This window comes from Streptomyces sp. WAC 06738 (genome assembly GCF_003945505.1).
GTDB lineage: Bacteria > Actinomycetota > Actinomycetes > Streptomycetales > Streptomycetaceae > Streptomyces.
The window spans coordinates 2,302,725-2,321,930 of sequence record NZ_CP029618.1 but is presented as its reverse complement, the minus strand read 5'-3'; the positions used below and the strand labels follow the sequence as shown (position 1 = coordinate 2,321,930).

Here is a 19,206-nt window from a genome sequence, read left to right as displayed (position 1 = left end):
GCCCGAAGAGTGCGGTCGGCACGCCGTGAATCGACGCCCGGCGCGGCGGGTGGATAGGGTCCCGGGGCATGGCCGGAGGTGCGGGTTCCACCTCGCAAGCGGCCCGGTGGCACAAGGCGCTGCACCGGGCCCGCGTCGGCGTGCGCAGGGCCGGTGTCGACTACTTCCGCGGTGAGGGCTCCGACTGGATGGCCCTCGTCGTCCTCCTGCTGACCATCCCGGCGCTCGCCGCCGGCACGATCCTCTCGGCGGCCTGGATCTCGCCGGCCGCGCTGGTGCTGCCGATCTTCATCGGCGGGCTGGTGCTGCGACCGGCCAGCCTCCTCGCGCTGTACGCCGCCTCCGCCACCGCGCTCATCGTCGAGGCGATGCTCCTCGGCCCGTACGCGGAAGGCCCCGCCCGGGTCACTCCCGGCACCGTGCTCGTGATCGCCTCGGTGGGGCTGACGGGCCTGACCGTCGCGCAGTTCCGCAGCCGCGTGGGCGTGCCGTGGCGGCGCGGCGGCACGATGCTCTTCGACCTGCGCGAGCGGATCCGGGTGCAGAGCAAGCTGCCCCGGCTGCCGCGCGGCTGGCACGCGGAGATGTCGCTGCGCCCGGCCGGCGGCCAGTCCTTCTCCGGCGACTTCGTCGTCGCCTCCCGCACCCACGGCGGCCAGATCCTGGAGGCCGTGCTCACCGACGTCTCCGGCAAGGGCATGGCGGCGGGCTCGCGGGCGCTGCTGCTCTCCGGCGCCTTCGGCGGGCTGCTCGGCTCGCTGCCGCCGCACGACTTCCTCCCCGCCGCCAACGGCTATCTGCTGCGCCAGGAGTGGCAGGAGGGCTTCGCCACCTCCGTGCACCTGGTGCTGGACCTGGAGTCGGGCGACTACGAGCTGTTCTCCGCGGGGCACGTGCCCGGCGTGCAGCTCAGCGCCGGCACGGGCCGCTGGGAGGAGAAGGGCGCGGAGGGGCCGCTGCTCGGCGTGGTGGAGGAGGCGCAGTTCGACCCGCTGAAGGGCACGCTGCGCCGCGGGGACGTGCTGATGCTCTTCTCGGACGGGCTGGTCGAGGCGCCGGACCGGGATCTGACCGAGGGCATGGACCGGCTGATAGGCGAGGCGGACCACTACGCGTCGAGCACGTTCCGGGGCGCGGCCTGGCACCTGATCGAGAAGGTGGCCAAGGACGTCAAGGACGACCGGGCGCTGCTGCTGATCTGCCGCGAGTGAGGCGGACGGGCCGGGACCGGGGCGCTCACGCGTCGCCGTCGCGCGCGTACGCCCCGGTCCCCGGGGTCACTTGGCCCCGGCCGTCTCCGGCTCGGGTTCCAGTGCCGCCCCGCCCGCGGGCGGTTTGCCACCGGGCAGGAAGCGGGCCAGCCAGTGGGACCGCCCCGCCGCCAGCGGCGCGAGCACGGCGAGCACCAGAACGTACCCGGCGATGAACGGCGACAGCCGCCGGTCGAGCCCTGCCGTGGCCGCCATCGTGGCCAGGATGAGCGCGAACTCGCCCCGGGCCAGCAGCGTCAGCGCGATGTTCGAGGCGGGCGCCGCCCCGAACCCGTACAGCTTCGCCGCGGCGAGGCCCGCGCTGATGTTCATCACGATCGTCAGCAGCACCGCGAGGGCCACGGGGGCGGCGACCGAGGGCAGGTCGCCCGGGTCGATCGAGAGCCCGAAGCCGAAGAAGAAGATGGCGCCGAAGGCGTCCCGCAGCGGGTGCACGAGCGTGCGGATCCGCTCCGCGGACGTCGTACTGCCGAGCATCAGGCCGACCATGAACGCGCCGATGGCGTCCGCCACCCCGAACCACTCCGAGATCCCGGCGACGAGCACCGCGGCGCCGAGGAAGGAGATGACGAGCAGCTCGTTGTCGCGGGTGTCGAAGAGCCGGCCGATGACCTTCGTGCCGAAGCGCGCGATCGTGGCCAGGACGAGCAGGAAGGCCATCGCCTTGCCGGCTTGCAGGGCGGCCTCGCCGGGGCCTTCGGCGCCGGACAGGACGGGCTGCAGCACGGCCAGGTAGATGGCGAGGAAGATGTCCTCGATCACGATGATGCCGAGGATCGGTTTGGTCTCGCCGTTCCCGATCCGGCCGAGGTCGACGAGGATCTTCGTGACGATGGCGGACGAGGAGATGCCGAGCACACCGGCGAGCACCAGCGCCTCGGACGTGCCCCAGCCGAGCGCGAAGCCGAAGCCGGCTCCGGCGCCCACGTTGAGCAGCAGATAGATGCCGCCCGCCACGGCCATGCGGCGACCGCCCGACTTGAGGTCGTCCATGTGGAATTCGAGACCGAGGTAGAACAGCAGCAGGACGAGGCCCAGAGCGGTGAGCATCTCCAAGTCGTGCGGGTCCTTGACCAGCACGATGCCGGGGGTGTTCGGGCCGAGCAGGATGCCGGCGAGGATGAAGAGCGGGATGGTGGGCAGCCCGATGCGGCTGCCGATACGGGCGAGGATGGCGGCTGCCATGAAGGCGCCGCCCATGGCAATCAAGGTGTCTGCGTGTCCGATGGGTTCCTCCCGGGGTCGTGGGGACGGCCGTTCCGGGACCTGAGCCCTTTACTTACTTTACCTCATTGTTGCCCTGGCAATTAATCCACCGAGCGCACTTCCCCCGCTCTTCCGCCCCCGGCCACCGCCGCCACCTCGGGTTAACCCCACCCCGGGTCCGCCAGCAGCCGCCATGGCCCCGCGTACCCCCGCTCCGTAGCGTCGACACCACGATGACCAGGGCGGCAGCCCCGGCGACACCACGGCGAACGGCACGGAAGAAGGGCGGACGACATGCGGCTGCGGACCAGGGGAGAGCGGCAGGACCACGGGGCACCCGCCGCCCCCGGCCACGCCGTCGAACTGCGCGGCGTACAGCGGCGCTACGGCCGCGGCGCCGGCGCGGTCCACGCGCTGCGCGGCATCGACCTCGCCCTCCCCCGGGGCACGTACACCGCCGTCATGGGCCCCTCGGGGTCCGGCAAGTCCACGCTCCTGCAGTGCGCCGCGGGCCTCGACCGGCCCACCGCGGGCTCGGTGCTCCTCGGCGGTACGGAGCTGACGCGGCTCGGCGAGAACAAGCTCACCGAACTGCGCCGCAGCCGCCTGGGGTTCGTCTTCCAGGCGTTCAACCTGCTGCCGTCGCTCACCGTCTCGCAGAACGTCCTGCTGCCCATGCGGCTCGCCGGGTTCCGCGCCGACCACGCGCGGGCGGCGGAGGTGCTGGCGCAGGTCGGCCTCGCGGCGCACGGCAGGCGGCGGCCCGCGGAGCTGTCCGGCGGCCAGCAGCAGCGGGTGGCGATCGCCCGGGCGCTGGTCACCAGGCCGGACGTGATCTTCGCGGACGAGCCGACGGGGGCGCTGGACACCCGCACGGCGGGGGAGATCCTGGCGCTGCTGCGGCACGCGGTGGACTCCCTGGGCGCGACGGTGGTCATGGTCACGCACGACCCGGTGGCGGCGTCGTACGCGGACGTGGCGCTCTTCCTCGCCGACGGCGCCCTGGCGGGCAGCCTTCAGCGGCCCACGGCGGAGCAGGTCGCGGCCCGGATGACGGCGCTGGACCCGCGGGACGCGGCGCGCGGGGCGGAGCGGGCGGCGTGAGCGGCGGTCTCGCCGGGGCGGGGGTGCGGGCGCGTACGAACGGTCTTGCGCGGGCCGCGCTCCGGTTCCGGCCCGCCGGCTTCGCCGGGACGTTCGTCGCGCTGATGATGGCGGCGCTGATCGTGTCGGCGTGCGGGATCCTGCTGGAGACGGGCGTACGGGCCTCGGTGCCGCCGGAGCGGTACGCGCACGCGCCCGTGGTGGTCGCCGCGGACCAGCGGGCGCACATGACGGTGGGCAGCGGCGACGGCGCGTACGACGCCTCGGAGCAGGTGCCGGACCGGGCCCGGGTGGGGGCGGGGCTGGCGGAGCGCGTCGCGTCCGCGCGGGGCGTCGCGGCGGCGGTCCCGGACGTCACGTTCCCGGCCCGCCTGGCGGCCGGGGAGGGCGCGCCGGACGGCGCCGCGCTCACCGCGCAGGGCTGGGGCTCCCACGCCTTCACCGGCACCTCGCTCGCGGCGGGCTCGGCACCGGGGACGGACGAGGTGGTCCTGGACCGGGCGACGGCCCGTGCGGCGGGCGCGGCCGTGGGGGACACGATCGCACTCGTCCTCCCGTCGGGACAGCAGGAGTTCCGCGTCTCCGGCATCGCGGCGGCCGCGTCGGCGCGGACCTCGGGTGCCGCGTACCTCGCCGACGACGCCGCCGCCCGGGCCGCCGGGCACCCGGGGCGGTTCGACGCCGTCGCCGTGCTGGCCGCGGACGGGGTCGGCGCCGGGCAGCTCGCCGACGCCGTGCGCGGCGTCGTGGGGGACCGGGCCGAGGTGCACACGGGGGACGGGCGCGGGGGCGTCGAGGACACCGGGGTCGCGGCGGCCGAGGAGCTGCTGACCGGGCTCGGCGGCTCGTTCGGCGGCATCGCCGCCACCGTCGCCGTCTTCACCGCCGCCGGCACCGTCGCCCTCTCCGTGGCGCAGCGCAAGCGCGAGTTCGCCCTGCTCCGGGCCATCGGCGCCACCCCGCGGCAGATCCGCCGCTCCGTGGCCGCCGAGGCGCTGCTCGTCGCGCCGGTCGCCGGGCTCGCCGGGCTGCTGCCCGGCATCGGGCTCGCCTCCTGGTGGTTCGGCCAGCTCAAGGACCGCGGCGCCGTGCCGGCCGCCGTCGACCTGCACGTCTCCCCGGTCCCGCTCGCCGTCGCCGTGGGCACGGCGCTGCTCAGCGCGCTGGTCGCCGGCTGGGCGGCCGCCCGCAGGCCCGCGCGGACCAAGCCCGGCCAGGCGCTCACCGAGGCGTCCGTGGAGCGGCTGCGCCCCGGGATCGTCCGTACGGTCCTCGGGCTCGGCGCCGTCACCGGCGGCATCCTGCTCAGCGGCGTCGCCGCCCGCTCCGCGGGGGACGACGCGGCCGAGGCGGCGCTCGGCGTCGTGATGCTCTTCATGCTCGCCGTCGCCCTCCTGGGGCCGCTGATCGCGCGGCTGGCCGCCGGGCTGTTCGGCCTGCCGCTGCGCGCGGGCGACGCCAGCGCGGAGCTGGCCGCCGCCAACTCCCGTACGAACGCCCGCAGGCTGGCCTCCGCGATCACGCCGATCGTGCTGGCGACGGCGTTCGCCTCGGTGCTGGTCTTCATGCACACCAGCGAGGACCACGCCACCGCGGCCCAGCAGCGAGCCGGCGTCACCGCCGACCACGTCGTCACCCATCCCGGCGGCCTGCCCGCCGACGCCGCCGAGCGCGCGGCGCGGCAGCCCGGGGTGGACGCGGCGGTGGGCGTGCTGCGCTCGGAGGTGCTGGTGCCGGTCGGCGGCGGGGGCGACCGGTGGCTCCAGGGCGCGACGGCGCAGGGCGTCTCCGGCGACGGGCTCACCCGCGTCCAGGACCTCGACGTCCGCCAAGGCTCCCTGGACCGGCTGCCGGAGCCCGGCACGGTGGCGCTCGACGAGAACCTGGCCCGCTCCGCGGGCACCGGCGTCGGCGAGCGCGTCGAACTGCGGCTGCCGGACGGCACGTCGGAGAAGGCCGAGGTGGTGGCCACGTACGGGCGCGGCCTCGGGCTCGCCCAGGTGACGCTCGACCGCGGGGCGCTGGCCGGGCACGTCACCGCCGGGTACGACACGGACCTGCTGGTCAGCGGCGGCAGCGCCGCCGGCCTCGGCGCCCTGGGCGGCGCCGGCACCGCGGTGACCGACGCGGCCGGCTACGCGCAGCAGCAGGACGTCGACCGCAGCCTCAACCGCTGGGCGAACTTCACCATGGCCGGCGTCCTCGGCGGCTTCGCCGCCGTCGCCGCGCTCAACACCCTCGTCATGACGGTGCTGGACCGCCGCCGCGAGCTGGGCATGCTGCGGCTGATCGGCTCCACCCGGCGCCAGGTGCTGGGCATGATCCGCTGGGAGGGGCTGCTCGTCGGGGTCGCGGGCCTGGTGCTGGGCGGGGCGATCGCGGCGGCGACGCTGGTGCCGATGGTCCGCGGGATCACCGGCGGGGATCCGTACCTGCCGCCGCTGACGGTCGCCGCGTTCACGGCGGGCGCGGTGGGGCTGGGGCTGCTGGGCACCGTGCTGCCGGCCCGTGCGGCGCTGCGGCGGGCGGAGCCGGCGGGCTGAGGGGCCGCCTGTACGGGCGGGGGCGCGGCCCGTACGGGCGGGGACACGGGAACGCGAGCGGCCCGGGGCGCCCTTCCGCGAGGAGGGGCGGCCCGGGCCGCGTGCCGTACGGGACTCAGCGGGAGGCGGTCGCCCGCTCCCGCTCGGGGGTCTGCTCCGCCTTCGCCGGCTCGGCGGCCGGCGAACCGCCGCGGCCGCCGCCGTCGTCGGACCTGAACAGCCAGTTCATCTTCGGCTCCATCGTCCACCGGAACATCCGCCGCACCGGCGGGGTGCAGAGCACCGTGACGATCACGGCCGCGATCGCCGTCACCGCGATGGCGCCCAGCGGGGTGTGCGCGAAGTCGTTGTCGTACCAGCCCCAGAAGCGCGAGCCCTTGGCGAGGAACCCGTGCAGCAGGTAGCCGTACAGCGTGCCGGCGCCCAGCACGGTGAACCACATCGTGCGCCGCGGCACCCAGGCCAGGAAGCACACCGTGAGCACCAGCGCACAGCCGAACATCGCGAACGTCATCACCGGACCGGCCCAGATGGGCGCGCCCAGCTCCTGCGCGGAGTCGCGGTGGTAGAACCAGCCGGCGTTCATCCGCGGCACCGCCCAGTAGGCGACGACCGCGGCCATGAGGCCCACGGGGACGGAGAGCAGCCGCACCTCGCGCCTGCGCACCAGGTCGAAGTGCTCGGGCCTGAGCATCAGACCGAGCACGAAGAAGGGCATGAACTGCAGCACGCGCTGCAGGTCGAGGTCGTTGCCGACGGTGTCGCTCATGGACGCCGCGGTGGCGATGACCAGCGCCAGCGGCACCGGCCAGCGCACCGCCTTCCACAGCGGCGTCGTCATCCGCCAGACGAACAGGGCGATGAGGAACCACGTCAGGTACCACGGATCGAGGATGCTGATGCGGTAGCCGGGGACGTCGCCCGCCCAGCGGTTGAAGAACGTGTACGCGGTCTCGAAGATCACGTACGGCACGAGGACGCCGGTGACCAGGCGCTGCACGCGCCCCGGACGGCCGAGGTCGAACGAGCGGGACATATAGCCGGAGATGAGGATGAACGCCGGCATGTGGAACGAGTAGACGAGCATGTAGAGCGCGGATGCGGCGCGGCTGTCGTCGCGCAGCGGCTCCCACGCGTGGCCGAGCGCCACCAGCACGATGGCCAGGTACTTTGCGTTGTCGAAGAAGGGATCGCGGGTCTTCGGCTTGCCGGAGTCGCCGGCCGGACGAGCCGCGGTCTGCGGCAGGTGGGTCACGAAGCCTCCAGGTACGAGTCCGGCGGCGGAACCCGGAACCGCACCGGCGGGTTGGGGTCGAGGGGGGATCGGAACATCGTCGGCACCCTAGCGCCCGGGAGTCGGGCCCGTAAATTCGAAGTCAGCGTCGGGAATTTCATAGACATGGAGACAGGCGGCCTGGTCAGCGAGCATCACTGTATGCCAGTTTTGTCCTGAATGAACCGGACATAGGGGTACGAAACTTCGGCGTGTCCTGTGATCAGTTTTCGGCCGGTTCCGGATGCCCGCGGACCGTTCGAATGGAGAATTCCGAGCGGGCGGAACGCCCGTCCGCGTACCGCTTATTACGCATATCCGTGCGCCTGGAACACGGAATTCGGATTCGCCGCTCCGGTTTCCGCACGGTCGCCGCCGGGGATGGACCGCATGGGCGCGCCACCGGCGCGGAGGTCGTGCGGCGTCCCGCGTTCGGCGCTCCGCGTGCGCCGTGGGCGCAGATCGGTGTAAGGGGCGCGAGATATCAGCCAGTTGGGCATCCCACGCACCCCCGTGCACCTCTTGGTGGCACGATGGATCCACCGGGGTGTGCGGGCGGCGGGTGCCCTGGGTGGGTGAACGAGAACCTAGGGGTGATCAGGGCGTGGCTATCTCACTGTCATTGGTGCTGCTGATGGGGATCATCCTGGTCGTGCTGATCCGTGGCGGCTCGATCAAGGTGGGCCCGGCGATCGTTGCGGTGCTCTTCGGCTTCTTCCTGGCGTCCACCAGCGCCGCACCGGACATTCAGGACGCCCTCGACGAAATAAGCCAGAGCATCAGCGACATCGGCACCTGACGGTGCCGCCCGGGGCGACCCGGCCGCCGCGCACACGACAACGGCCGGGGCCCCGGCCCGCGCACGTCCCCGGGACGCGGCGCGGACAGGGCCCCGGCCGTCTCGCGGAGCGGGTGACGGGAATCGAACCCGCGTAGCCAGCTTGGAAGGCTGGAGCTCTACCATTGAGCTACACCCGCAGGCGCCACCCGCGGCGGGTGGCACGCCCAGCATCGTAGCCGCTGCGCCCCCGGTCCCGCACGCCGCTATGCCTTCCGGGTTGCCTGCGGGCGGCAGGGCGCGTACCCGCGCGCGGCGCCGCCTGTCGCGTACGGGTCAGGACCCCGGCCGGGCGCGGGCCGCGTACGGCGTCACCAGGGACGTAATCCGCCGCGCCGCGGCTGTGCGGGCATGTACCCTACTGCTCGCACATGCGGGGTGTGGCGCAGCTTGGTAGCGCGTCCGCTTTGGGAGCGGAAGGTCGTCGGTTCGAATCCGGCCACCCCGACCGCGCGGGGACCTTCGTGACGAAGGTCCCTTTATGGGGAGCGGACCCGGCACCGGTACTATGCAAGCTGCGTTCCTGCGTGCCTGGACCGGGCCGCTCCACGCTTCTGCCGGAAGCCGGACGCAGCCGCAAGAAGTCCAGAAGAAGTACAGCACTTCCCAGACGCCATCCCAAGGAGACCGACCGTGAAGAGCGCCGTGGAGACCCTGAACCCGACCCGGGTTCGGCTCACTGTCGAGGTGCCCTTCGAGGAGCTCAAGCCCAGCCTCGACGCGGCGTACAAGAAGATCAACCAGCAGGTCACGGTGCCGGGCTTCCGCAAGGGCAAGATCCCGGCCCGCATCATCGACCAGCGGTTCGGTCGCGGCGCCGTCCTGGAGGAGGCCGTCAACGACGCGCTGCCGAAGCTCTACGAGGACGCCGTCAACGAGGGCGACCTCAAGCCGCTGGGCCGGCCCGAGGTCGACATCACCGAGCTGAAGGACAACGAGACGCTGACCTTCACCGCCGAGGTCGACATCCGCCCCGAGTTCGAGATCCCCGACTACTCCGGCATCAGCGTCGAGGTCGACGCCATCGAGGTGCCCGACGAGGACGTCGACAAGTCGGTCGAGCAGCTCCGCGAGCGCTTCGCCTCCACCACGCCGGTGGAGCGGCCCGCGGCGGAGGGCGACGTCGTCACCATCGACCTGGAGGCGAGCGTCGACGGCAAGGTGCTGGACGACGGCGTCGCCAGCGGCGTGACGTACACCATCGGCTCCGGCGAACTGCTCGACGGCATCGACGAGGCCGTCACGGGCCTGGAGGCCGGCGGCTCCGCGACCTTCGCCTCCGAGCTGAAGGGCGGCTCCGCGGCGGGCCAGGAGGCCCAGGTCAAGGTCGAGGTCACGCAGGTCGCCGAGCGCGAGCTGCCGGAGCTGGACGACGAATTCGCCCAGATGGCCAGCGAGTTCGACACGCTGGAGGAGATGCGGGCGGACAGCCGCAAGCGGCTGGAGCAGATGAAGCGCTACGACCAGGCGCAGCAGGCCCAGGAGAAGGTGCTGGACGAACTGCTCGGCCTGGTGGAGATCCCGGTGCCGGAGAAGCTGCTGGAGGAGGAGATCTCCACACGCCGGCACAACCTGGAGAACCACCAGCTCGCGCAGATGGGCATGAACCTGGAGGGCTACCTGAAGCTCCAGGAGAAGACCGCCGAGGAGTTCGAGACCGAGCTGAAGGAGCAGGCGGAGCGCGGCATCCGCACCCAGTTCGTCCTCGACGAGCTGGTGGGCAAGGAGCAGGTGAACGTCGGCCAGGAAGAGCTGACCGAGCACCTGATGCGCCGCGCCCAGTCCTCGGGCATGAGCCCGGACCAGTTCGCCCAGGCGGTCGTCGAGGGCGGCCAGGTCCCGGTCCTGGTCGGCGAGGTCGCCCGCGGCAAGGCCCTGGCGGTCGTGGTGGAAGCCGCGACGATCAAGGACACGAACGGCGAGCCGGTGGACCTCTCGGACGAGGACGAGACCGCGGAGACGGTCGAGGCCGCGTCGGAGGAGACCGCGGAGGCGACGGACGCCGAGGCGACCGAGGAGAAGCCGGAGAAGGCAGAAGCCTGACCCGCCCCCCACCACGCGGGCCCCGCGCACCAGCCGCCGGGGCCCGCAGCACGCCCCCTCCGCAGACGGCGCCACCCCGCCACCACCCGCACTCCGCAGCGGTAAGCCCACGCGCCCCGCACGGTGCCGGCGCACGGCCCCGGCCGTCGTCACCCCCCCGGCGCACACCGGCCACCGGCCGGGGCGGTCCGGCACGGGGAATGCGGCTCTACCCGGCAGAGCGGCACGCGCACCCCACCGCCCCCGGCACACGGCTACCCTCCGGGCGCCTGCCCCCGGCTACGCGGGCGCGGCGCCGCGAGGAGCGGGGCGTACGCTCCCGTACCCGGTAGCCGGGCGCAGCCACCGGGCCCTGGCCAGCCGCTGCGCAGCGCCGCCCACAGGCCGCGCACCCACGCGCGGCCTGCGGGCGGCGCACAGCCCCGGCCGGCCCCTGCGCGCAGCGCGGCGGGCTACGACCAGGCCCGGTGCCGGGAATGCCGTCCTGTCCGGCAGGCCGCACCTGCACTCCGCCGCCCCCTGCGGACGGCCGCCCGCAGGGCGCCTGCCCACGCCCGCTACGCGGCCGCCAGGAGCGGGGCATACCTCCCGGCCCCGGTACCCGGGCGGACTCACTGGGCCTTGGTCAGCCGCCGCGCAGCGCCGCCCCAGGGTGCCTGCCCACGCGCAGCGCAGAGCCCCCGCCGCGGCCGGGATCCCGCTCCTCTCCGCCGCGCCGCCCGCAGGGCGCCGGCGCCGGGTAGGGTGGCGGGTCCGGCTTGCACCGTCACCCGCCACCCCGCCGCGCCGCCCGCAGGGCACCCCGCCGGGGCCTGCGCTCACAGCGAACAGTTCCGGAACCGGGATGGCCGCCGCCTACCTGCGCGTTAGGGTCCATAAGCAAGTCAGGCAACTCAGGAACGTACAGTCAGACGGCCTCAGGCGGCCGTCACAGAATGAGCAGGTGGACACGTGACGAACCCGATGCTTTCCGGCCCGGGCGAGCCGTCCTTCGGCGGCCTTGGCGACCAGGTCTACAACCGGCTGCTCAACGAGCGCATCATCTTCCTCGGCCAGCCGGTCGACGACGACATCGCCAACAAGATCACGGCGCAGCTCCTCCTCCTCGCCGCCGACCCGGACAAGGACATCAACCTCTACATCAACAGCCCGGGCGGCTCCGTGACCGCAGGCATGGCGATCTACGACACGATGCAGTTCATCAAGAACGACATCGTCACCATCGCCCTCGGCCTCGCCGCCTCCATGGGACAGTTCCTGCTCAGCGCCGGCACCCCCGGCAAGCGCTTCGCGCTGCCGAACGCCGAGATCCTGATCCACCAGCCGTCCGCCGGCCTGGCCGGCTCCGCGACGGACATCAAGATCCACGCCGAGCAGCTCATCCGGACCAAGAAGAAGATGGCGGAGCTCACCTCGCTGCACACCGGCCAGACTGTCGAGCAGGTCACCCACGACTCCGACCGCGACCGCTGGTTCTCCGCGGAGGAGGCTAAGGAGTACGGCCTGATCGACGAAGTCATGCCGTCGGCCTCGGGCATCCCCGGCGGCGGCGGCACCGGCGCCTGAGGTCCGGCGCCCGGCCGGCGACCCGCAACAGCCCGCGCAGCCCTTCACAGCCGCACTGCCACCAGGACGGAACACCACGATGCAGAACTTCCCCGGACGCGGTCTCTACGACCGCATGGCCGACGAGGCCGCCGACGCCCGTCGTTCGCTGGGCGCCGAGTCCCGCTACGTCATCCCGCGCTTCGTCGAGCGCACCTCGCAGGGCATCCGCGAGTACGACCCGTACGCGAAGCTCTTCGAGGAGCGCGTCATCTTCCTCGGCGTGCAGATCGACGACGCCTCGGCGAACGACGTGATGGCCCAGCTCCTGTGCCTCGAGTCGATGGACCCCGACCGGGACATCTCGGTCTACATCAACAGCCCCGGCGGCTCCTTCACGGCGCTCACCGCCATTTACGACACCATGCAGTTCGTCAAGCCGGACATCCAGACCGTCTGCATGGGCCAGGCCGCCTCGGCCGCCGCCGTGCTGCTGGCCGCCGGCACCGAGGGCAAGCGCATGGCCCTGCCGAACGCGCGCATCCTCATCCACCAGCCGTACACCGAGACCGGCCGCGGCCAGGTCTCCGACCTGGAGATCGCCGCGAAGGAGATCTTCCGGATGCGTAACCAGCTCGAAGAGATGCTGGCCAAGCACTCGACGACGCCGATCGAGAAGGTCCGTGACGACATCGAGCGGGACAAGATCCTCACCGCCGAGGAGTCCCTCGAGTACGGGCTGATCGACCAGATCGTCTCCACCCGCAAGCTGTCCGCCGGCATCGGCGGCTGACGGCTCGCGGCCGGCTCCCGGCTCCGTATCCGCGGCGCCGGACCTGACGTCCGGGCCCTTGTCCTCTGGACAGGGCCGCCCGTGGAGCGGTCCCCTGGGAAGCGAACCAGTGAGTTGGGCCCAAGGGGACCGCTCGGGGCTCCGGGCAAGGTACCGTCGATACGCAACCAGGTTCCGCCCCCCAAGAGCGGATCCCAGGCGAAGGGGAAGCACCTCGTGGCACGCATCGGTGACGGCGGCGATCTGCTCAAATGCTCGTTCTGCGGAAAGAGCCAGAAGCAGGTCAAGAAGCTCATCGCAGGACCCGGTGTCTACATCTGCGACGAGTGCATCGACCTCTGTAACGAGATCATCGAAGAGGAGCTGGCGGAGAGCTCCGAGGTGCGCTGGGAGGAACTGCCCAAGCCCCGCGAGATCTACGAGTTCCTGGAGGGCTACGTCGTCGGCCAGGAGGCCGCCAAGAAGGCGCTCTCCGTCGCGGTCTACAACCACTACAAGCGGGTCCAGGCCGGCGAGAACGGTGCCGCGGCGCAGAACCGCGAGGACGGCATCGAGCTGTCGAAGTCCAACATCCTGCTGCTCGGCCCCACCGGTTCCGGCAAGACGCTCCTGGCGCAGACCCTGGCCCGGATGCTCAACGTCCCCTTCGCCATCGCCGACGCCACCGCCCTCACCGAGGCGGGGTATGTCGGCGAGGACGTCGAGAACATCCTGCTGAAGCTCATCCAGGCCGCCGACTACGACGTCAAGAAGGCCGAGACCGGCATCATCTACATCGACGAGATCGACAAGGTCGCACGGAAGAGTGAGAACCCGTCGATCACCCGTGACGTCTCCGGCGAAGGCGTGCAGCAGGCGCTGCTGAAGATCCTGGAGGGCACGACGGCCTCCGTGCCGCCGCAGGGCGGCAGGAAGCACCCGCACCAGGAGTTCATCCAGATCGACACGACGAACGTGCTGTTCATCGTCGGCGGTGCCTTCGCCGGTCTGGAGAAGCTCATCGAGTCCCGGGCGGGCGCCAAGGGCATCGGCTTCGGGGCCACCATCCGCTCCAAGCGCGAGCTGGCGAACGAGGACCCGTTCCAGGAGGTCATGCCCGAGGACCTGGTGAAGTACGGCATGATCCCCGAGTTCATCGGGCGGCTGCCGGTCATCACCAGCGTGCACAACCTGGACCGGGCCGCCCTGCTGAAGATCCTCGTCGAGCCGCGGAACGCGCTCGTCAAGCAGTACCAGCGCCTCTTCGAACTCGACGGCGTCGAGCTTGACTTCGACCGTCCGGCGCTGGAGGCCATCGCCGACCAGGCCATCCTCCGCGGCACCGGCGCCCGCGGGCTCCGCGCCATCATGGAGGAGGTGCTGCAGTCCGTGATGTACGAGGTGCCGTCGCGCAAGGACGTCGCCCGCGTGGTCATCACGGAGGAGGCGGTCCACTCCAACGTCAACCCGACGCTGGTGCCCCGCTCCCGCGCCGCCGAGCCGGAGCAGCGCCACCAGGAGAGTGCCTGAGCCGCACGCCGTCTCCGGCCGGTACGGTCCCGTACGAGCCGGACGCACCACCCGATACGGAAAGGGGCCGCCCACCGGGCGGCCCCTTCGCGTGTGTGCCCCGCGGCTCAGCCGAGCGGCACGCGGACGTCGTTGCGGACCTCCGCGGTGGTGGTCGCGGCCTCGTCGATGCTCGTCTCGCCGCCGGTGATGATCAGCGTCGGGTCGGTCATCGCGATGTAGCCGATGGTGCTGCTGTCGGCCCAGGCGCAGGTCGGGAAGTTGAAGCTGTCGACCGGTGCGCCGGAGTCGTCGCTGGAGAACTTCACGTACTGGCACTTCATCGAAGCGCCCTCCTCCAGCCCGTCGGGATTGACCTCCTCCGGGCTGCCGACCAGCTCGGCCGTGTCGCCCCCGCCCGCTGACGGGTCGGCGGCGGCCTCCTTGGCCATGTACGTGAAGAACGCGTCGAGGACCATGTCCGGGTTGGAGATGTCGCCGTAGACGCCCTGGAACTGCAGGATCTTGGCCGTTGCCTCCGTGCCCGCCGTGTAGCCGGCGCCGACGTCCTTCGGGTTGGAGACGCCGATCGTCTCCAACTGGTCGATGTCGCTGGAGTTCAGTTCGCCGCCGGGGGCGGAGTCGTCCTTCTGGTACTCGGAGGCGACCGTCTCGGGCGTCGTCAGCTTGTACTTCTTGCCGTCGTCGGCGGGCGGGTCGTCCCCGCTGTCGCCCCCGTCGTCCGTCTTGTCGCCGTCGTTCTGCGAGTTCTTCGACTCGTCCTTCTTGCCGTCATCGTCGTCGTCGCCACCGATGAGGAAGAACGCGGCCACGGCTATGAGCGCGACCGCGACCACCGCGCCGACGACGACGAAGAGGGTCTTGTTCTTGCCGCCGCCGGGCGGCGGGGGCGGCGGGGCCTGGCCGTACCCGGGCTGCTGCTGACCGTACGGACCCGCCTGCTGCTGGCCGTACTGCTGCTGGCCGTAACCCCCGGGCTGCCCGTATCCGCCCGGCTGTTGCTGCTGCTGCCCGTAGCCCTGGTCGCCGCCCTGCTGCGGGTAGCCGTAACCGGGCTGGCCCGGCTGACCGCCCTGACCGGGCTGGGCGTAGGGGGACTGCGCGGGCTGCTGCGGTTGCTGGGGCTGGCCGTAGGGACCGGGCTGCCCGTACGGGCCTGGCTGCTGCCCTCCACCCCCGTACGGTCCGGGTGGCGGCGGCTGGTTGTGACTCATTACGGTCCCCTCCGTGAGTTAATGCTGCTCCGCCCATACTGTCGGATCGCGCCGCGTTGCGCTGCCTCGGGTCTCGATCGGCGGAGGCGCGGTCGTCCACAAGGACGCAGCCCGTCCACAAGTGGTTCGCAGCGGGGCGTGACGCGGCTCTACACTGACCGTCGTGACCGACGCAAAGAACCCGCAGAGCAGCGCAGCAGAACTCCCCACGCAGTACACGCCCGGCGAGGTCGAGACCTCGCTGTACGAGGGCTGGGTAGAGCGCGGTTACTTCGCGGCGGACGCCAAGAGCGACAAGCCCCCGTACGCGATCGTCATCCCCCCGCCGAACGTCACGGGAAGCCTGCATCTCGGCCACGCCTTCGAGCACACGCTCATCGACGCCCTCACCCGCCGCAAGCGGATGCAGGGGTACGAGACGCTGTGGCAGCCCGGCATGGACCATGCCGGCATCGCCACGCAGAACGTGGTGGAGCGCGAGCTGGCCAAGGAGGGCCTGTCGCGGCACGATCTGGGCCGCGAGGCGTTCGTCGAGCGGGTGTGGAAGTGGAAGGCGGAGTCCGGCGGGCAGATCGCCGGCCAGATGCGCCGCCTCGGCGACGGCGTGGACTGGAGCCGCGACCGCTTCACCATGGACGAGGGCCTGTCCCGCGCCGTCCAGACCATCTTCAAGCGGCTCTTCGACGACGAGCTGATCTACCGCGCCGAGCGCATCATCAACTGGTGCCCCCGCTGCCTCACCGCGATCTCCGACATCGAGGTGGAGTACCAGGACGACGACGGCGAGCTCGTCTCCATCCGCTACGGGGAGGGCGAGCAGTCCATCGTCGTGGCCACCACCCGCGCCGAGACGATGCTCGGCGACACCGCCGTCGCCGTCCACCCGGACGACGAGCGCTACCGCCACCTCGTCGGCACGGAGATCGTGCTGCCGCTCACCGGCCGCCGCATCCCCGTCCTCGCCGACGAGCACGTCGACCCCGAGTTCGGCACCGGCGCCGTGAAGGTGACCCCGGCGCACGACCCGAACGACTTCGAGATCGGCCGCCGGCACGACCTGCCGATGCTCACGATCATGGACGAGCACGCGGTCATCACCGCCCACGGGCCGTTCCAGGGCCTGGACCGGCTGGAGGCCCGCTCGGCGATCGTCGCCGCGCTGCGCGCCGACGGCCGGATCGTGGCCGAGAAGCGGCCTTACACGCACTCGGTGGGTCACTGCTCCCGCTGCAAGACCACGATCGAGCCGCGGCTGTCCATGCAGTGGTGGGTGAAGGTCGGCCCGCTGGCGAAGGCCGCGGGCGACGCGGTGCGCGACGGCCGGGTCGCCATCCACCCCAAGGAGATGGAGTCCCGCTACTTCGGCTGGGTCGACCACCTCAACGACTGGTGCATCTCCCGCCAGCTCTGGTGGGGCCACCGGATCCCCGTCTGGCACGGCCCGGACGGCGAGCTGGTGTGCGTCGGCCCGGACGAGGAGCCGCCGAGCGGCGAGGGCTGGACCCAGGACAGCGACGTGCTGGACACGTGGTTCTCCTCCGGCCTGTGGCCCTTCTCCACGCTGGGCTGGCCGGAGGAGACCGAGAGCCTGGCGAAGTTCTATCCGAACTCCGTCATGGTCACGGGCTACGACATCCTCTTCTTCTGGGTCGCGCGGATGATGATGTTCGGGCTGTACGCGATGGACGGCGAGATCCCGTTCCGCACGATCGTGCTGCACGGCATGGTCCGCGACGAGTTCGGCAAGAAGATGTCGAAGACCTTCGGCAACGTCGTCAATCCGCTGGAGTGGATGGACAAGTACGGTGCCGACGCCGTCCGCTTCACCCTCGCCCGCGGCGCCAACCCGGGCACCGACGTGCCGATCGGCGAGGACTGGGTGCAGGGCTCGCGCAACTTCGCGAACAAGGTGTGGAACGCCACGCGCTTCGCGCTGATGAACGGCGCCACGGTCGAGGGGCCGCTGCCCGCCGAGGCGGACCTGTCCACCACGGACCGCTGGATCCTCTCCCGGCTCGGCGCCGTCGTCGCCGAGGTCGACGCGCTCTACGACGACTACCAGTTCGCGAAGCTCTCCGACGTGCTGTTCCACTTCGCCTGGGACGAGGTCTTCGACTGGTACGTGGAGCTGTCCAAGACCACGTTCGCGGCCGGCGGCCCCGCGGCCGACGCCTCGCGCCGCGTCCTCGGCGAGGTCCTGGACGTCACGCTGCGGCTGCTGCACCCGGTGGTCCCGTTCGTCACCGAGACGCTGTGGACGACGCTGACGGGCCGCGAGTCCCTGGTGATCGCCGACTGGCCCGCGGACTCCGGCTTCCGGGACGCGGCGGCCGAGGCGGAGATCGTGAAGCTCCAGGAGGTCGTCACCGAGGTCCGCCGCTTCCGCGCCGACCAGGGCCTGCAGCCGGGCCAGCGGGTGCCCGCCCGGGTGGAGCTCTCCGGCGCGGGACTGGAGGAGCACGAGGCCGCCATGCGGCAACTGCTGCGCCTCCAGCCGGAGGGCGGCTCCTTCGCCGCCACCGCGTCGCTGCCCGTGGCCGGGGCGACGGTCGCGCTGGACCTGTCCGGGACGATCGACGTGGCGGCCGAGCGCAAGCGGCTGACGAAGGACCTGGCCGCGGCCGAGAAGGAGAAGGCGCAGGCGGAGGCGAAGCTCGGGAACGAGGGCTTCCTCGCCAAGGCGCCGGAGCCGGTCGTCGCCAAGATCCGTACCAGGCTGGCGAAGGCCGAGGAGGACATCGTCCGCATCGGCGCCCAGCTGGAGCGCCTGCCGCAGGCGTAGCGCGTGCGGGTACGGGCCCGGGGCGCCTGCCCCGGGCCCGTATCCGCGGCTACGCGCTGTGGCCCAGGGACTCCGGCCGCACCGGGTGCGCGAAGGGCAACCCGGCAGCGTAGCGGGCCAGTTCGCCGGCCGCCGCCCGGCCCAGCCGCGGCAGCTCGCCCGCCAGCGACCCCGCGACATGCGGCGTCAGCAGCACGTTCGGCAATTCGTACAGCGGCGAGCCGGCCGGCAGGAACTCCGGCTCGGTCACGTCCACCACGGCGTGCAGCCGCCCCGAGACCAGCTCCTCCGTCAGCGCCTCCTGGTCCACCAGCGAGCCGCGGGCGGTGTTGACGAGCGTCGCACCGTCCCGCATCGACGCCAGCCGGGCGCGGCTGATCAGATGCCGGGTGCTCGGCAGCGCCGGCGCGTGCACGGAGACCACGTCCGCGGTGGCGCACAGCTCGTCGAGCCCCGCCGGGGTGGCGCCGAGGGCGCGCAGCTCGCCGTCGTCCGCGTACGGGTCGTAGACGAGCGCCGACAGGTCGTACGGGCGCAGCAGCTCCAGCACCCGCCGCCCGATCATCGAGGCGCCGACGATGCCGACGGTGCGCCGGTAGTTGCCGGCGCCCGGGTGGTCCGCGTACCAGTCGTACGGGCCGCGCCGCCGCCGGTACTCCTCCCGTACCTCCAGCACCCGCTTGTTGGCGAAGAGCACCGCCGCGACGGTGTACTCCGCCACCGGCAGCGCGTTCGCCCAGGCCGCCGAGGAGACCGCGATCCCGCGCCGCCACACCGCCTCGGTGACGTGGTGCTTGACCGACCCCGCGGCGTGCACGACGGCCCGCAGCTCCGGCGCGGCGGCGAGCGCCGCCTCGTCCAGCGGCGGGCAGCCCCAGCAGGTGACCAGCACCTCCGCGCCCGCCAGCGCCGCGGCGGCGCGCGGCACGGTGAAGTCCGCGGCGACCAGACCGGGTTCGAGGTCCGCGACCTCGGCGAGCCGGTCCCGCGTCGCCGCGTCGAAGAGCCGCGGCAGGACGTCGGGGCTCATCGCGAACAGCGCGCGCGGGCGGCGCCCCGCACCGTTCGGGGGGTCGTTGGGGGAC

The 19,206-nt window shown here is 72.4% G+C and carries 13 protein-coding genes and 2 tRNA genes; 10 read left to right on the top strand and 5 right to left on the bottom strand.

What is annotated here, in order from left to right; all coding sequences use genetic code 11:
- Positions 1-68 precede the first annotated feature (68 nt).
- Complete coding sequence (locus DMB38_RS09765) at positions 69-1,211, top strand: PP2C family protein-serine/threonine phosphatase (RefSeq protein ID WP_125934832.1); 1,143 nt, start codon at positions 69-71, stop codon at positions 1,209-1,211.
- Between the two features lie 66 nt (positions 1,212-1,277).
- Here DMB38_RS09765 and DMB38_RS09760 read toward each other — a convergent pair whose 3' ends face one another.
- A complete protein-coding gene (locus DMB38_RS09760) occupies positions 1,278-2,471 on the bottom strand; it encodes a cation:proton antiporter (protein WP_125934831.1) in 1,194 nt (397 codons plus the stop codon).
- Between the two features lie 300 nt (positions 2,472-2,771).
- Between DMB38_RS09760 and DMB38_RS09755 the strand changes: the two genes are divergently transcribed.
- Together DMB38_RS09755 and DMB38_RS09750 are read left to right on the top strand one after the other, a co-directional pair.
- Complete coding sequence (locus DMB38_RS09755) at positions 2,772-3,581, top strand: ABC transporter ATP-binding protein (protein WP_125934830.1); 810 nt, start codon at positions 2,772-2,774, stop codon at positions 3,579-3,581.
- Complete coding sequence (locus tag DMB38_RS09750; RefSeq protein ID WP_125934829.1) at positions 3,578-6,124, top strand: FtsX-like permease family protein; 2,547 nt, start codon at positions 3,578-3,580, stop codon at positions 6,122-6,124. Before DMB38_RS09755 ends, DMB38_RS09750 begins: the two co-directional genes overlap by 4 nt.
- Positions 6,125-6,239: 115 nt before the next feature.
- Here the strand turns inward: DMB38_RS09750 and DMB38_RS09745 are convergent, their stop codons facing one another.
- Positions 6,240-7,379 carry an acyltransferase family protein gene (locus tag DMB38_RS09745; RefSeq protein ID WP_125934828.1) on the bottom strand — a complete coding sequence of 380 codons (1,140 nt, stop codon included), beginning with the start codon at positions 7,377-7,379 and terminating at the stop codon, positions 6,240-6,242.
- Positions 7,380-8,001: 622 nt separating this feature from the next.
- Between DMB38_RS09745 and DMB38_RS09740 the strand changes: the two genes are divergently transcribed.
- Positions 8,002-8,196, top strand: coding sequence for a hypothetical protein (locus tag DMB38_RS09740; protein WP_018834270.1), 195 nt, complete (start codon positions 8,002-8,004; stop codon positions 8,194-8,196).
- 108 nt (positions 8,197-8,304) lie between these two features.
- Here the strand turns inward: DMB38_RS09740 and DMB38_RS09735 are convergent.
- Positions 8,305-8,375 (bottom strand) — tRNA-Gly (locus DMB38_RS09735).
- Positions 8,376-8,609: 234 nt separating this feature from the next.
- Here DMB38_RS09735 and DMB38_RS09730 point away from each other — a divergent pair.
- The 5 genes from DMB38_RS09730 (at position 8,610) to clpX (ending at position 14,125) form a co-directional block, all read left to right on the top strand.
- Positions 8,610-8,683, top strand: a tRNA-Pro gene (locus DMB38_RS09730).
- 185 nt (positions 8,684-8,868) lie between these two features.
- A complete protein-coding gene (tig, locus tag DMB38_RS09725; RefSeq protein ID WP_125934827.1) occupies positions 8,869-10,278 on the top strand; it encodes a trigger factor in 1,410 nt (469 codons plus the stop codon).
- Between the two features lie 963 nt (positions 10,279-11,241).
- Positions 11,242-11,844 (top strand): ATP-dependent Clp protease proteolytic subunit, encoded by a 603-nt coding sequence (locus DMB38_RS09720; protein ID WP_107086199.1) that lies wholly within the window; start codon positions 11,242-11,244, stop codon positions 11,842-11,844.
- A gap of 79 nt (positions 11,845-11,923) precedes the next feature.
- Positions 11,924-12,616 (top strand): ATP-dependent Clp protease proteolytic subunit, encoded by a 693-nt coding sequence (locus tag DMB38_RS09715; protein ID WP_027770125.1) that lies wholly within the window; start codon positions 11,924-11,926, stop codon positions 12,614-12,616.
- Positions 12,617-12,832: 216 nt separating this feature from the next.
- Complete coding sequence (clpX, locus tag DMB38_RS09710; protein WP_047015791.1) at positions 12,833-14,125, top strand: ATP-dependent Clp protease ATP-binding subunit ClpX; 1,293 nt, start codon at positions 12,833-12,835, stop codon at positions 14,123-14,125.
- Between the two features lie 107 nt (positions 14,126-14,232).
- Here the strand turns inward: clpX and DMB38_RS09705 are convergent, their stop codons facing one another.
- Complete coding sequence (locus DMB38_RS09705; RefSeq protein ID WP_125934826.1) at positions 14,233-15,339, bottom strand: hypothetical protein; 1,107 nt, start codon at positions 15,337-15,339, stop codon at positions 14,233-14,235.
- 163 nt (positions 15,340-15,502) lie between these two features.
- Here DMB38_RS09705 and DMB38_RS09700 point away from each other — a divergent pair, with 163 nt between their 5' ends.
- Positions 15,503-18,121, top strand: coding sequence for a valine--tRNA ligase (locus DMB38_RS09700; RefSeq protein ID WP_125934825.1), 2,619 nt, complete (start codon positions 15,503-15,505; stop codon positions 18,119-18,121).
- Between the two features lie 49 nt (positions 18,122-18,170).
- On the opposite strand, the gene DMB38_RS09695 is transcribed toward DMB38_RS09700, so the two are convergent.
- Positions 18,171-19,151: a hydroxyacid dehydrogenase gene (locus DMB38_RS09695; RefSeq protein WP_125938924.1), complete on the bottom strand. Its 981-nt coding sequence runs from the start codon at positions 19,149-19,151 to the stop codon at positions 18,171-18,173.
- Between the last annotated feature and the right edge of the window lie 55 nt (positions 19,152-19,206).

Excerpts from the sequence above, each read along its gene's own strand:
- DMB38_RS09765 (WP_125934832.1), top strand. The coding sequence starts at position 69 with ATGGCCGGAGGTGCGGGTTCCACCTCGCAAGCGGCCCGGTGGCACAAG.
- DMB38_RS09755 (WP_125934830.1), top strand. The coding sequence starts at position 2,772 with ATGCGGCTGCGGACCAGGGGAGAGCGGCAGGACCACGGGGCACCCGCC.
- DMB38_RS09720 (WP_107086199.1), top strand. The coding sequence starts at position 11,242 with ATGCTTTCCGGCCCGGGCGAGCCGTCCTTCGGCGGCCTTGGCGACCAG.
- DMB38_RS09705 (WP_125934826.1), bottom strand. The coding sequence starts at position 15,339 with ATGAGTCACAACCAGCCGCCGCCACCCGGACCGTACGGGGGTGGAGGG.
- DMB38_RS09695 (WP_125938924.1), bottom strand. The coding sequence starts at position 19,151 with ATGAGCCCCGACGTCCTGCCGCGGCTCTTCGACGCGGCGACGCGGGAC.
- DMB38_RS09760 (WP_125934831.1), bottom strand. The coding sequence starts at position 2,471 with ATGGGCGGCGCCTTCATGGCAGCCGCCATCCTCGCCCGTATCGGCAGC.
- DMB38_RS09715 (WP_027770125.1), top strand. The coding sequence starts at position 11,924 with ATGCAGAACTTCCCCGGACGCGGTCTCTACGACCGCATGGCCGACGAG.